General features: G+C 71.6%; 14 protein-coding genes and 1 pseudogene. 11 read left to right on the top strand and 4 right to left on the bottom strand.

Features of this window, described 5'->3' with window-relative positions; translation table 11 throughout:
* Window positions 1-3 precede the first annotated feature (3 nt).
* Both dapE and ABZV77_RS04790 read left to right on the top strand, forming a co-directional pair.
* The gene (dapE, locus tag ABZV77_RS04795; protein ID WP_356250354.1) at window positions 4-1083 is read left to right on the top strand and encodes a succinyl-diaminopimelate desuccinylase; all 1080 of its coding nucleotides are present in this window, start codon (window positions 4-6) and stop codon (window positions 1081-1083) included.
* Between the two features lie 97 nt (window positions 1084-1180).
* On the top strand, window positions 1181-1948 hold the full coding sequence (locus ABZV77_RS04790; RefSeq protein WP_356250352.1) for a TIGR00730 family Rossman fold protein: 768 nt from the start codon (window positions 1181-1183) through the stop codon (window positions 1946-1948).
* Window positions 1949-1971: 23 nt separating this feature from the next.
* Here the strand turns inward: ABZV77_RS04790 and folP are convergent, their stop codons facing one another.
* Complete coding sequence (folP, locus tag ABZV77_RS04785; protein WP_356250350.1) at window positions 1972-2832, bottom strand: dihydropteroate synthase; 861 nt, start codon at window positions 2830-2832, stop codon at window positions 1972-1974.
* A 125-nt stretch (window positions 2833-2957) separates the two neighbouring features.
* Here folP and ABZV77_RS04780 point away from each other — a divergent pair, with 125 nt between their 5' ends.
* Window positions 2958-3338 (top strand): DivIVA domain-containing protein, encoded by a 381-nt coding sequence (locus ABZV77_RS04780; protein ID WP_356250348.1) that lies wholly within the window; start codon window positions 2958-2960, stop codon window positions 3336-3338.
* Window positions 3335-3925, top strand: coding sequence for a DNA-3-methyladenine glycosylase I (locus ABZV77_RS04775; protein WP_356250346.1), 591 nt, complete (start codon window positions 3335-3337; stop codon window positions 3923-3925). The genes ABZV77_RS04780 and ABZV77_RS04775 overlap by 4 nt, the downstream gene beginning before the upstream one ends.
* 28 nt (window positions 3926-3953) lie before the next feature.
* Here the strand turns inward: ABZV77_RS04775 and ABZV77_RS04770 are convergent, their stop codons facing one another.
* A complete protein-coding gene (locus ABZV77_RS04770; protein WP_356250344.1) occupies window positions 3954-4754 on the bottom strand; it encodes an enoyl-CoA hydratase-related protein in 801 nt (266 codons plus the stop codon).
* Window positions 4755-4793: 39 nt separating this feature from the next.
* Here ABZV77_RS04770 and ABZV77_RS04765 point away from each other — a divergent pair, with 39 nt between their 5' ends.
* Complete coding sequence (locus ABZV77_RS04765) at window positions 4794-5075, top strand: hypothetical protein (protein ID WP_356250342.1); 282 nt, start codon at window positions 4794-4796, stop codon at window positions 5073-5075.
* Window positions 5063-5230 carry a DUF3117 domain-containing protein gene (locus ABZV77_RS04760; RefSeq protein ID WP_003966491.1) on the top strand — a complete coding sequence of 56 codons (168 nt, stop codon included), beginning with the start codon at window positions 5063-5065 and terminating at the stop codon, window positions 5228-5230. The genes ABZV77_RS04765 and ABZV77_RS04760 overlap by 13 nt, the downstream gene beginning before the upstream one ends.
* A gap of 146 nt (window positions 5231-5376) precedes the next feature.
* On the opposite strand, the gene ABZV77_RS04755 is transcribed toward ABZV77_RS04760, so the two are convergent.
* Entirely contained in the window at window positions 5377-6075 is a 699-nt protein-coding gene (locus tag ABZV77_RS04755) for an O-methyltransferase (protein WP_356252279.1), read from the bottom strand.
* Between the two features lie 153 nt (window positions 6076-6228).
* Between ABZV77_RS04755 and sigE the strand changes: the two genes are divergently transcribed.
* The 5 genes and pseudogenes from sigE (at window position 6229) to ABZV77_RS04730 (ending at window position 11978) form a co-directional block, all read left to right on the top strand.
* Window positions 6229-7002, top strand: coding sequence for an RNA polymerase sigma factor SigE (gene sigE, locus ABZV77_RS04750; RefSeq protein ID WP_356250340.1), 774 nt, complete (start codon window positions 6229-6231; stop codon window positions 7000-7002).
* A 77-nt stretch (window positions 7003-7079) separates the two neighbouring features.
* Window positions 7080-7856, top strand: a pseudogene (locus ABZV77_RS04745) (zf-HC2 domain-containing protein); the annotation flags it as partial.
* 280 nt (window positions 7857-8136) lie between these two features.
* Window positions 8137-10566, top strand: coding sequence for a trypsin-like peptidase domain-containing protein (locus tag ABZV77_RS04740; RefSeq protein ID WP_356250338.1), 2430 nt, complete (start codon window positions 8137-8139; stop codon window positions 10564-10566).
* Window positions 10567-10715: 149 nt separating this feature from the next.
* The gene (locus ABZV77_RS04735) at window positions 10716-11189 is read left to right on the top strand and encodes a sec-independent translocase (protein WP_356250336.1); all 474 of its coding nucleotides are present in this window, start codon (window positions 10716-10718) and stop codon (window positions 11187-11189) included.
* Window positions 11190-11309: 120 nt separating this feature from the next.
* Entirely contained in the window at window positions 11310-11978 is a 669-nt protein-coding gene (locus ABZV77_RS04730) for a hypothetical protein (protein ID WP_356250334.1), read from the top strand.
* A 144-nt stretch (window positions 11979-12122) separates the two neighbouring features.
* On the opposite strand, the gene ABZV77_RS04725 is transcribed toward ABZV77_RS04730, so the two are convergent.
* On the bottom strand, window positions 12123-13256 hold the full coding sequence (locus ABZV77_RS04725; RefSeq protein WP_356250332.1) for an Mrp/NBP35 family ATP-binding protein: 1134 nt from the start codon (window positions 13254-13256) through the stop codon (window positions 12123-12125).
* Window positions 13257-13296 lie beyond the last annotated feature (40 nt).

The raw sequence follows: 13296 nt of genomic DNA, 5'->3' as shown, positions 1-13296 counted from the left end.
GGCATGCCTCACACACCGCTTGACCTCACGCTCGACGCCGCGGAGCTGACCGCGCGACTGGTCGATTTCCCGTCCCCGAGCGGCGAGGAGAAGGCGCTCGCCGACGCCATCGAGACGGCCCTGCGCGCCCTGCCGCACCTCACGGTCGACCGGCACGGCAACAACGTGGTGGCCCGGACGAACCTCGGCCGCACGGAGCGGGTCATCCTCGCCGGGCACATCGACACGGTGCCGATCGCGGACAACGTGCCGTCCCGCCTCGACGAGGACGGTGTCCTGTGGGGCTGCGGCACCTGCGACATGAAGTCGGGCGTCGCCGTCCAGCTGCGCATCGCGCAGACGGTGACCGAGCCCAACCGCGACCTCACCTTCGTCTTCTACGACAACGAAGAAGTGGCCGCGCACCTCAACGGCCTCGGACACGTCGCCGAGGCCCACCCCGACTGGCTGGCCGGTGACTTCGCCGTCCTCCTCGAACCGACCGACGGACAGGTCGAGGGCGGCTGCCAGGGCACCCTGCGCGTCCTCCTGAAGACCAAGGGCGTACGGGCGCACTCCGCGCGCGCGTGGATGGGCTCCAACGCCATCCACGCGGCCACCCCGATCCTCCAGAAGCTCGCCGCGTACGAGCCCCGCAAGCCGGTCGTGGAGGGCCTGGAGTTCCACGAAGGCCTCAACGCCGTCCGCATCGAGGGCGGCGTCGCCACCAACGTCATCCCCGACGAGTGCACCGTCACCGTCAACTTCCGCTACGCCCCGGACCGCAGCGAGGACGAGGCGCTCGCCTTTGTACGCGACTACTTCGCGGACTGCGGCGTCGACGAGTTCATCGTCGACGACCACACGGGCGCGGCCCGCCCCGGCCTCACCCACCCGGCCGCCGCGGCCTTCATGGCGGCCGTCGGCGGCGAGGCACGCCCCAAGTTCGGCTGGACGGACGTCTCCCGCTTCAGCGCGCTCGGCGTGCCCGCGGTGAACTACAGCCCCGGCAACCCGCTGCTCGCGCACAAGATCGACGAACGCGTCGAGGCGTCCCTCATCCCCCTTGCGGAGGAGAAGCTGCGGTCCTGGCTGACGTCGTAGGCACACGAGGCTCCTGGTGCCGGACATCCCGAGGTCCCTCGTACGTAACCCGCGTAGACCTACGCTGTGACAGACGTACGCATGGAGGGAGCAGACGATGAGCAATTCCGATGACAGTGCTGCCCGCGCTGCAAGTAGGCGTCCCGAGGAGCAGCGGCTCGGCCCGGTGCTGCGCCGGCGGGACCAGGTGCAGGCCGGTACCACCGATCAGCGTCTCCTCGACTCCGACGGACCCTCCGAATGGGTCCACACGGATCCCTGGAGAGTCCTGCGGATCCAGTCCGAGTTCATCGAGGGCTTCGGCACCCTTGCCGAACTTCCGCCCGCGATCAGCGTGTTCGGGTCGGCGCGCACCGGAGAGGGCTCTCCGGAGTATGCCGCGGGCGTCGAGATCGGCAAGGCGCTCGTGGAGGCCGGTTTCGCGGTGATCACGGGCGGCGGGCCCGGCGCGATGCAGGCCGCCAACCAGGGCGCCGTCGAGGCGAAGGGCATGTCGGTCGGCCTCGGCATCGAGCTGCCCTTCGAGCAGGGTCTCAACCCCTACGTCGACATCGGCGTGAACTTCCGGTACTTCTTCGTCCGCAAGACGATGTTCGTGAAGTACGCGCAGGGCTTCGTGGTCCTGCCCGGGGGCCTCGGCACCCTGGACGAGCTCTTCGAAGCGCTCACCCTCGTCCAGACCCGCAAGGTCACGCGGTTCCCGATCGTCCTCTTCGGGTCGCAGTACTGGGGCGGCCTGATCGACTGGCTCAAGAACACGGTCATCGCCCAGGGCAAGGCCTCCGAGGCCGACCTGCTCCTCTTCCACGTCACGGACGACGTCGAGGAGGCCATCTCCCTGGTGACGAAGGAAGTCGGGAAGTAGCTACAGACTCCCCTTCGGGGAGTTCACGCGAGCCCTCGGCGGGCGACCGCCGGGGGCCTGTGCCCCGCGATCGTCGCCACCATGTCCAGGACCTGCTTCGTCTCCGCGACCTCGTGCACGCGGTACACCTGCGCGCCCAGCCAGGCCGAGACCGCCGTCGTCGCGAGGGTGCCGATCACGCGCTCCTTGACCGGCCTGTCGAGGGTCTCGCCCACGAAGTCCTTGTTGGACAGGGAGACCAGGACGGGCCAGCCCGTGTCCACCATCTCCTCCAGCCTGCGGGTGGCCTCCAGGCTGTGCCGGGTGTTCTTGCCGAAGTCGTGGCCCGGGTCGATCATCACGGACTCGCGCGGCACGCCGAGCTCCACCGCGCGCTCGGCCAGGCCGACCGTCACGCGCAGGATGTCCGCCATCACGTCGTCGTACGTGACGCGGTGCGGCCTCGTGCGCGGCTCGGCGCCGCCCGCGTGCGTGCAGACGAGACCCGCCCCGTACCGCGCGGCGACCTCCGCGAGCTTGGGATCAACGCCGCCCCACGCGTCGTTGAGCAGATCGGCACCCGCCTCGCAGACCGCCTCGCCGACGTCGTGCCGCCACGTGTCGACGCTGATCACCACATCGGGGAACCGCTTGCGGACCTCGGCGACGAACCCGACCGTGCGGCGCGCCTCCTCCTCGGCGCTCACCTCGTCGCCCGGGCCCGCCTTGACCCCGCCGATGTCGATGATCGCGGCGCCCTCGGCCACGGCCTGCTCCACGCGCGCGAGGGCGGGTTCGTCGCGGAACGTGGCGCCCTGGTCGTAGAAGGAGTCCGGGGTCCGGTTGACGATCGCCATGATCACCGGCTCGTGCGCGTCGAACTCGCGCCTGCCAAGCCTGAGCATCCCCTGCGGCCCTCCTGGGTCCTAGTCGCGGTGCGGCCGCCTGTGACCTTAACTGTCAGAGCCACGTGGCACGATCGGACCCTGACAGTTTGAGCACGGGCAGTCGAGCGTGAGGGCCTGAAGAGATGGTCTTGTTCTTGTTCCTGGTCATCGCGCTCGTCGTGGTGGTCGGCGCGGTGACCCTCGCCGTGATCGGCGGCGGCGAGAGCGGAGCGCTGCCCGACGCCGCGCCCGAGCGGTTCACCGACCCGCTGCCCGCGGACCGGCCGCTGCGCCGCGCGGACGTCGACGCGGTGCGCTTCCCGATGACCCTGCGGGGCTACCACATGGGCGAGGTGGACGACGTGCTCGGCCGCCTCGGCGCCGAGCTCGCCGAGCGGGACGCCCACATCGCCGAGCTGGAGGCCGCCCTTGCCGGGGCGCAGGCCACCGCGGTGGCGGGCCCCGCCCTGTTCGACGGGCACGAACCGGGCGAGGCCGAGGACAAGAAGGGTGACGACCAGTGAGCACCGAGAGCGGCGCGGTTCCGGGCCCGGACGGCGGCCTTCGCTGCCCCTGGGGCCTGTCCACCGAGGACTACGTGACGTACCACGACGAGGAGTGGGGCCGCCCGGTCCACGGCGACGACGCGCTGTACGAGAGGCTCTGCCTGGAGGCCTTCCAGTCCGGCCTCTCCTGGATCACGATCCTGCGCCGCCGCGAGGGCTTCCGTGCCGCCTTCGCCGACTTCAGGATCGCCTCGGTGGCGGAGTTCACCGACAAGGACCGCGAGCGGCTCCTCGCCGACCCGGGGATCATCCGCAACCGCGCCAAGGTCGACGCGACCCTCGCCAACGCGCGCGTGCTCGCCGACTGGCCCGAGGGCGAACTGGACTCCCTGATCTGGTCCTTCGCGCCGGACCCGGCGACCCGCGGCATCCCGCGGACCCTCGCCGACGTGCCCGCGATCACCGACGAGTCCACGGCCCTGTCCAAGGCCCTCAAGAAGCGCGGCATCCGCTTCGTCGGCCCCACCACGGCGTACGCCTTGATGCAGGCCTGCGGCCTGGTCGACGACCACCTCGCGGACTGCGTGGCCCGCGAGGCGTCGTAACCGCTGCCGATCAGCGCCCTGAGCGCACTCAGCGCCCCAGGTACTTGGGCTTCTCCTTGGCGATGAAGGCCTGGACGGCGATCGTGTGGTCCTCGGACGCGCCCGCCCTGGTCTGCAACTCGTCCTCCTTGTCCAGCGCCTCGTCCAGGGAGTGGCCCGCCGCGTAGGCGAGGGACTCCTTCAGCGCCGCGTAGGCCAGCGTGGGGCCCTCGGCCAGGGCGCGGGCCACCTGGGCTGCCTCGGCGGCGAGGTCGGCGGCGGGCACGATCTTGTTGGCGATGCCCAGGTCGTACGCCTCCCGTGCGTCGATGTTGCGCGGGAAGAGGAGCAGGTCCGCGGCCCGGCCGGGGCCGATCGCCCGCGGCAGCGTCCAGGAGACGCCCGAGTCGGCGGTCAGCGCGACGCCCGCGAAGGAAGTGTTGAACTTGGCGGTGTCCGCGACCACCCGGTAGTCGGCGGCGAGGGCGAAGCCGAGGCCCGCCCCCGCGGCGACGCCGTTGACGCCCGCCACGACCGGCTTCTGCATGCCCGTGAGCGCCCGGACGATGGGGTTGTAGTGCTCCCTGACCGTGCTCATGGTCTGCCCGGTGCCCGCCTCGCGGTCCGCGGCGAGGAAGCCGATGTGCTCCTTGAGGTCCTGGCCCACGCAGAAGGCGCGGCCCGTCGCGGTGAGCAGCACCGCGCGCACGGCCTCGTCGGCGGCGGCCGCCAGCGCGGCCTCCCGGAGGGCCACCTTGGCCTCCGTGTTCATGGCGTTCATCGCCTCGGGACGGTTGATCGTGATCGTCGCGAGGCCGTCACTCACCTCGTAGAGCACGCTGTCGGCCATGATGGTCCCCTCCGTTGGTCCAGTGCGTAGGAGCTCAGCATGACGGAGATCATCGGGGTCCGGCATGAGGTCATCTATGTGACCTGCGTCAAAGAATTCCGGGCCCCTGAGGCGTATGGGGCGGCGAAGTATCGCAGCCACATCGCCGAATTGGGTGGTTTTGCGGGCGCGCGTTGCCCAAGCGATGCCGACCGATGTTGGTCATCGGGTCCTGCCATGCGGGATAATGGCCTGGAAGCAATGTGTTCGATGCCGGTGACACCTGGGTTGTCGGCTGCGATGAGCTGGTTTCAGGAAGGGGAACGAGCATGGCGGCCATGAAGCCGCGGACGGGCGACGGCCCGCTCGAGGTGACCAAGGAGGGGCGGGGCATCGTCATGCGCGTTCCGCTCGAAGGCGGCGGACGACTTGTCGTCGAACTGACTCCGGACGAGGCCGACGCGCTCGGCGACGCCCTGAAGAAGGTCGTCGGCTGACGCGGAAGCGCGCACACTCTTTTCACTGCCCCGGCATCGTACGACGATGCCGGGGCAGTGCTGTTTTAGGGGGGTGTGCGGGGTTGTACGGGGGTGTGGGCGGCCCGGTGGGGCCGGGGGTCACCGTTTGACGGCGGGCCCGGGGATCACCGTTTGACGGCGCAGAGCAGGCCGTCGCCCACAGGGAGCAGCGAGGGGATCAGGTCCTGGCTCTCGCGCACCGCGCGCAGCAGCTCGCGCAGGCGCAGCACCTCGACGGGCTGGGGCCCCGAGTCGACCGTCCGGCCGTCCGCGAAGACGCCCTCGAAGCAGACGAGGCCGCCGGGCCGCAACAGGCGCAACGATTCAGCGAGGTATTCGAGGGACTCCAGACGGTCGCCGTCGCAGAACACGAGGTCGTACCCGCCGTCCGCGAGGCGCGGCAGTACGTCGAGGGCGCGGCCCGGGATGAACCGTGCGCGGTTGCCCGCGAACCCGGCCGCGCGGAAGGCCTGCCGGGCGAACTGCTGGCGCTCGGGCTCGGGGTCGACGGTGGTCAGCACGCCGTCGGGCCGCATGCCGTGCAGCAGATGGATCCCCGACACTCCCGTGCCCGTACCGATTTCGGCCACCGCTTTCGCGTCAGCCGTGGCGGCGAGCATGCGCAGCGCGGCGCCGGTGCCGGGAGACACCGAGGGCAGGCCTGCCTCCCGGGCCCGCTCCCGGGCCCAGCGCACAGCCTCGTCCTCGGCGACAAAGGCGTCGGCGAACGCCCAGCCCGTCTGCCGGTTGCCGGTAATGGCCCTCTCCTGTCCCCGTGGTTGCCTGGCCGTGACTGTATCCGTTGGGGGCGGGAACCCGCAGATGGGACCGCGCGTTTATAGGGGGTGGACGCGCAGCGGGGGTAACGGATGGATCAAGACTTGAAGTGGGCGGCTCGCAGGGGCAGGACACCTGCAGCGAAGCCCGTACCAAATTCACGTAAAAACGCTTATCCGGAGCTAACGGGCGAGGTGGTTATGGTAGGGGCTCCACTGGACACCACCAGAGCCGACAGGGGAGGTGCGGCTGCGTCCGCGGATCGGGGAGGAGTGCTCCGGCGCTTTCTCGGATTGGCGGGTGAGCCGAAATCCGTGACCGACACCGCTGACCGAATCCGTGCCAACGACTCCGCTCAGACCGCGACCTTTGCCGCTGACGCGGAATCGCAGGCGTGGACTCCGCCCACCTGGGAGGAGATCGTCAGCACGCACAGCGGCCGCGTGTACCGCCTGGCGTACCGCCTGACCGGCAACCAGCACGACGCCGAGGACCTCACGCAAGAGGTCTTCGTCCGTGTCTTCCGGTCCCTCTCGACCTACACCCCCGGCACGTTCGAGGGCTGGCTGCACCGCATCACCACGAACCTCTTCCTGGACATGGTGCGCCGCAAGCAGCGCATCCGTTTCGACGCGCTCGGGGACGACGCCGCGGAGCGGCTGCCGAGCCGCGAGCCGTCGCCCCAGCAGGTGTTCAACGACACGCACTTCGACGCGGACGTCCAGCAGGCGCTGGACACCCTTGCGCCCGAGTTCCGTGCGGCCGTTGTCCTCTGCGACATCGAGGGCCTTTCGTACGAGGAGATCGCCGCAACCCTCGGCGTCAAGCTCGGTACGGTCCGCAGCCGTATCCACCGGGGCCGTTCGCAGCTGCGCAAGGCCCTCCAGCACCGGTCTCCCGAGGCCCGCGCCGAGCGCCGTTCGCTCGCGGTCACGGGAGCCGTGGCGCTGGGAGGAGGGGGCGCGACCGAGTGAGTGGATCACGGTCGAATCCTGCCGAGCGGCATGTAGCCGAGGCCGAGCAGCATCTGGGGGACCGGCTCGCAGCCCTTGTGGACGGCGAGTTGGGTCATGACGCGCGCGAGCGCGTCCTCGCACATCTGGCGACCTGTCCGATGTGCAAGACGGAGGCCGACGCGCAGCGTCGCCTGAAGAGCGTTTTCGCGCAGGCGGCACCGCCGCCGCCCACCGAGAGTTTCCTCGCCCGCCTCCAAGGTCTTCCAGGAGGCGGTTCCGGGCCGTCCGGAGGACCCGGCGACGGGGACGGGTTCGCCACCGGAGCAACTGATTCCGCGGGACTTCCGCGGAACGGGATCTTCGGCGTGAGCACCGACCCCTTCGTGGAGTACGCCCCGGCCGGAGCCCATGCCGCGGTGCTCCCCAGTGAGCAGCGTGGCTTCCGCATCCACGAGGTCAACCGGCGACACGAGACGGAGCGTCCGGTCTGGCGCGGGCGCCGCTTCGCGTTCGCGGCGGCGGGTGCGGTGTCGATGGCCGCGATCGCCCTCGGTGGCGTCACGGTCGGCGTCCCCGTGGACTCGGGCGACACCCGCGCGGGCGGCTCGGGGAGCAATGTCACCCCGCAGCGCACCCAGGGTTCGGGCTCCGCGGCCACCCCCGACTCCGTGCGCCGTCGCGGCGGCGGCAATCCGCTGTCGGCGCAGGGCCAGCGCCCCGGCGCGCTGTCGGCGCCGGTCGCGCCGACGGAGGTGACGGGACCACTGCTGCCCGGAGCCCCCGCGCAGCCCCTGCGCTCCCGCGACTCGGTGTACGAGCTGACGGCTCCGATGCTGGCGGGCACCGCCGCCATCTCCCCGTTGATACGCCCGGCGCCGCCCGGCCGCCACACCGCCGCGATGCCCGGCATCAAGCTGCCGCAGGCGGCGGACGCCATGGTGCCGGGGGGCGCGGATCCGGTGCGGACCAGTGCGGCGCCGCCGGGTGCCGGACCGCTGAAGGGCACGTCGCAGATTCACTGACGCGACGGTGCCCTGCGCTTCCGTGGGCGAACCTGGTTGAATCCTCGGTGGGCCGTGCCCGCCGGGGATTCGGCGGTCACGGGGTTGAGCATGCAAACGGCGTCCGCCGCGGGCCAGTTGTGGGGAGAACATGGACGACGGGAAGCCCACGAAGGCGAACTGGTGGAGCCGCCCGCGGCCGGAAGAGCGGGGAGTGCCGGACGAGTCGTCCGTGCCGCCCCCGGCCCCCACGCAGCCCCCGCACGACGCGACACCGCCCGGCCCCGCCGCCCCGGCCGATCTGTCTGACTTCCCGCTGGCTCCGGCGCCGCAGGACGTGACGTCGCCGGGCTCTGACGCCCAGCCGCAGGGCACCTCGGACGCCCTGGCCGATCCGTCCGACTTCGCGCTGGCTCCGGCTCCGCAGGACGTGACGCTGCCGGGCTCTGACGCCCCGGCGCAGGGCATCCCGGACGCCCCGGCCGATCCGTCCGACTTCCCGCTGGTCCCGGCGCCGCAGGATGTGACGCTGCCGGGCTCTGACGCCCCGGCGCAGGGCATCCCGGACGCCCCGGCCGATCCGTCCGACTTCCCGCTGGCTCCGGCGCCGCAGGACGTGCCGCCGCCCGGCCCCGCCGCCCCGGCGCCGACCGCCGCGTTCCCGTCCGCCCCGGTCGCCGATCAAGCCCCGCAGAATGCCACGCCCAGTGGGCCCATACCGGGCGCCGACGTCCCGTCCGCACCGGTTCCGGCGCAGGGACCCGGCCCTGCGGAGCGGCCCCGCCCCCTCCACGACCCGGACCCGTACGGCACCCCGCCCTACGGCGAACCGGGCCCGTGGGCACCCGCGCCTCCGGTCCAGCACCCCGCGGCGACCCCGGCCCACGGCACGCCCCTCTCCACGGCCCCGCACGGCGGCGGCACCCCGCCACACGGCACGCCCGGGCCCGCCCAGGGCACTCCGCCGCACGGCACGCCTGGGCCCGCCCAAGGCACCCCGCCGCACGGCACCCCGGGCCCCGCCCACGGCACGCCCGCCCAGCCCCCGCACGGCGGCACGCCCGCCCACGGCACGCCCGCGCACGCCCCCGGCACTCCGCCGCACGGCACGTCCGGGCCTGCCCAGGGCACTCCGCCGCACGGCACCCTCGCCCCCGCCCAAGGCACCCCGCCGCACGGCACCCCGGGGCCTGGCCAGGGCACCCCGCCACACGGCACCCCCGGCCCCGCCCCGCACCTGCCGCAACAGCCCCAGCCAAACGCAGCCCAGTCGCAACAGCAGCCCCAACCCCAGCCACACGCACCCCATTCCCACCCCCAGGCCGCCCAAGCCGCCCAAGCCCCCCAGGCCACCGCACCCCCCACACCCCCCGCGGCCTCGCAAACCGTGCCGCCTCGGCAGCCCTACGACCCCTGGAACGCTCCCCTTCAGCAGGTCGGCTCGGTGCCGCCCGAGACTCGGGAGAAGCGGGACAAGCGGGGGCGGCGGGTGTTGTTCGTCGGGGTTGCCCTCATCGCGCTGCTTTCGGGGCTCATCGGCGGTGCGACCGGTGCGTATCTGGAGCGCAACGGGAGCGGGGACGTCGAGTTGCGGCAGGCGGACGCCGAGTCCGCCGACCGGCCCAAGGGCAGCGTCGCGGGCATCGCGTCGGCCACCCTGCCCGGCGTCGTGACGCTGCACGTCAGCGGCGACTCCGCGCAGGGCACCGGCACCGGGTTCGTCCTCGACGGCAAGGGCCACATCCTCACCAACAACCACGTCGTCGAGCCCGCGGGCACCGGCGGCGAGGTCTCCGTGACCTTCAGCGGCGGCGAGACCGCCAAGGCCGAGGTCGTCGGCCGCGACTCCGGCTACGACCTCGCGGTCGTCAAGGTGAGCGGCGTCCGCGGTCTGAAGCCCCTGCCCCTCGGCAACTCCGAGAACGTCCAGGTCGGCGACACGGTCGTGGCCATCGGCGCCCCCTTCGACCTGGAGAACACGGTCACCTCCGGGATCATCAGCGCCAAGGAGCGGCCCATCACCGCGGGCGGCGAGAAGGGCGACGGCAGCGACATCTCGTACGTGGACGCCCTGCAGACCGACGCCCCCATCAACCCGGGCAACTCAGGCGGCCCCCTGGTCGACGCCAAGGCCCGCGTCATCGGCATCAACAGCGCCATACGCTCCGCGGACGACGGCTCGGACCAGGGCGGCGGCCAGGCGGGCTCCATCGGCCTCGGCTTCGCCATCCCGATCAACCAGGGCAAGCGCGTCGCCGAAGAGCTGATCAACTTCGGCAGGGCCACGCACCCCGTGATAGGCGTCACGCTCGACACGGAGTTCAACGGCGACGGGGCCCGGATAGCGGACAAGGGCAAGAACGGCGGCCCGTCGGTCAACAGGAACGGCCCCGGTGACGAGGCGGGACTGAAGCCCGGCGACGTCATCACCGAGGTCGACGGCCGCGCGGTGCACTCCAGCGACGAACTGATCGTCAAGGTCCGCGCGCACCGTCCGAAGGACCGACTGCGGCTCACCGTCGAGCGCGACGGCAACGACCGCGAGGTGACCCTGGTGCTCGGTTCGGCCGGTGGTAGCTGAGTAAAGGACTGGCCACGGTGGACCGGGTTGTCGTGCAGCGGCTACCGGACATACATCAGCGCCGGGTACCGTGGTCACGGTCCAGACCTCGGACGACGACCTGTTGCCGACGACCTGCTGCGGGCTGAGGACATCGCAAGGAGTTCCAGGTGTTCAATGACATTGGCGCACTCGAGATAGTGACGCTGGTCGTCCTCGCCGTGCTCATCTTCGGTCCGGACAAGCTGCCGAAGGTCATTCAGGACATCTCCCGCACCATCCGCAAGATCCGCGAGTTCTCCGACAGCGCGAAAGCGGACATCCGCGATGAGCTGGGTCCGGAGTTCAAGGACTTCGAGTTCGACGACCTGAACCCCAAGAAGTTCATCCGCAAGCAGCTCGACAACGACGAGCTCGGGCTCAAGGAAATCCGCAACGGCTTCGACCTGAAGAAGGAGATGAACGAGGTCGCGGACGCCGTGCACGGCCGCGACAGCGACTCCTCCGACACAGGTAAGGAGACCTCCGCGGCCTCGTCCGGCGGAGCGTCCGGCGGTGCCCGCGTCGACATGCAGAAGAAGCCCGCGGAGCCCCAGAAGCTCGACTCCGGCGACCGTCCGCCGTTCGACGCGGACGCCACCTGAGACCTCGCCTGGACTGCCCCCGCCAACAGGTGTGGCTATCCTGCCTTGTTGTCCGGCGTGAGGACGCCCGAGGGGGGCGGGCCGCTCCGGACACACGAGAGCGAGGAGGCGGCCGGGTACATGGAGACGACAAGTCGGGTGGGCGCGCAGGCGCCGACCGCGGAAGGCACCGCACAAGCGGTGCCGACCGCCCGACGCACGGTCGACGGCTACCTGCTGGCGCCCTTCCCCTGGTACGGCCTCGACGAGGCCTTCACGGGGCGGCGCTGGCTGATGCAGGTCGGCGCGACGGCGGACGGGACCGTGGAGCACGGTTCGATAGGACACGGCGACGAGCCGTCGGTCCGTGGCGAGGGCAGCCTCGGCAACAGTGACAAGGAGCGCTTCGCGGTCGTGGTGACCGTCGCGGCCAACCCGGTGCGGCGCACCGCGGACGGCACGGGCGTCCTGGAGGCCACCTCGGTCTCCTCGGCGGCCTGGCTCGCCGGGGTCGGCCTGCTGTCCTTCACCTGGCCCGGCCAGATGGACCACACCCTGCGCGACGACTGGCTGGACCAGCAGACGGAGACCGCCTGGGTGCTCGCCGACGACCTGGAGGGCTCCGACTGGTCGACGCTGTCCCTGCCGGTGGACGGGGTGCCGACGCCCTTCCACTACCGCGAGTCCGAGTACGGCTGGGTCCTCGCGGGCTCCACGAAGGAGGGCGTGCACCTGGGCGCCTACGGCCGCGGCATGAGCGCGTACGGCCTGGGCTTCTCAGTGATCAAGGACATTGGCGCGTACGCCTAGGGCGGCGGGCTGAGCGGAGAAGGGGGCGCCGTCGGAATGACGGCGCCCCCCTTTCCGAAGGACGTGCTCGTGGTTCGTCTGCGGGGCCGCTGTGGCTGGTCGCGCAGTTCCCCGCGCCCCTTACGGGGCGCTCCCAGGCGTTCCTCAGAACTTGTTGCGCGGCGTGATGCCCAGCGACATGCCCGACAGGCCGCGCTGGCGGCCGCCCAGCTTGCCCGCGATGGCGTGCAGCGCCGCGCCCGCCGGGGAGTCGGGGTCGGTCAGGACGACGGGCTTGCCCTCGTCGCCGCCCTCCCGGAGCCGGACGTCGATCGGGATGGAGCCGAGGACCGGCACCGTCGCGCCCGTCGTCTTCGTGAGGCCCTCGGCGACCCGCTGGCCGCCGCCCGTGCCGAACACGTCGACCATCTCGCCGCAGTGCGGGCAGGGCAGGCCCGACATGTTCTCGACGACGCCGACGATCTTCTGGTGGGTCTGGACGGCGATGGACCCGGCGCGCTCGGCGACCTCGGCGGCCGCCTGCTGGGGCGTCGTCACGACCAGGATCTCGGCGTTCGGGACGAGCTGCGCGACCGAGATCGCGATGTCGCCCGTGCCCGGCGGCAGGTCGAGGAGCAGCACGTCCAGGTCGCCCCAGAAGACGTCCGCGAGGAACTGCTGGAGCGCGCGGTGCAGCATCGGGCCGCGCCACACGACCGGCGCGTTGCCCGGCGTGAACATGCCGATGGAGATGACCTTCACGCCGTTCGCCGACGGCGGCATGATCATGTTCTCGACCTGGGTGGGCTTGCCGTCGGCGCCCAGCATGCGGGGCACCGAGTGGCCGTAGATGTCGGCGTCCACGACGCCGACCTTCAGGCCGTCGGCGGCCATCGCGGCCGCGAGGTTCACCGTCACCGAGGACTTGCCGACCCCGCCCTTGCCGGACGCGACCGCGTAGACCCGGGTCAGGGAGCCGGGCTGGGCGAAGGGGACCTCGCGCTCGGCGGTGCCGCCGCGCAGCGCGGCCGCCAGCTCCTTGCGCTGCTCGTCGCCCATCACGTCCAGGGTCACGGTGACGTCCGTGACACCCTCGACGGCCGCGACCGCGTCGGTCACGTTCTTGGTGATGGTCTCGCGCATGGGGCAGCCGGAGACGGTCAGGTACACGGTGACCGCTACCGCCCCCTCGGCGGAGATGTCCACCGATTTGACCATCCCCAGTTCGGTGATGGGTCGCTGGATCTCGGGGTCGTTCACCGTCGCCAGTGCTTCACGCACCGCGTCTTCCGTAGCCATAAGACCGATAGTACGGCGCGGTAACCCCGCCCCGGAAAGG

The organism is Streptomyces sp. NPDC004732 (genome assembly GCF_040609235.1).
GTDB lineage: Bacteria > Actinomycetota > Actinomycetes > Streptomycetales > Streptomycetaceae > Streptomyces.
The sequence above is the reverse complement of the archived record's forward strand: the minus strand, read 5'-3'. Positions and strand labels throughout refer to the sequence as shown.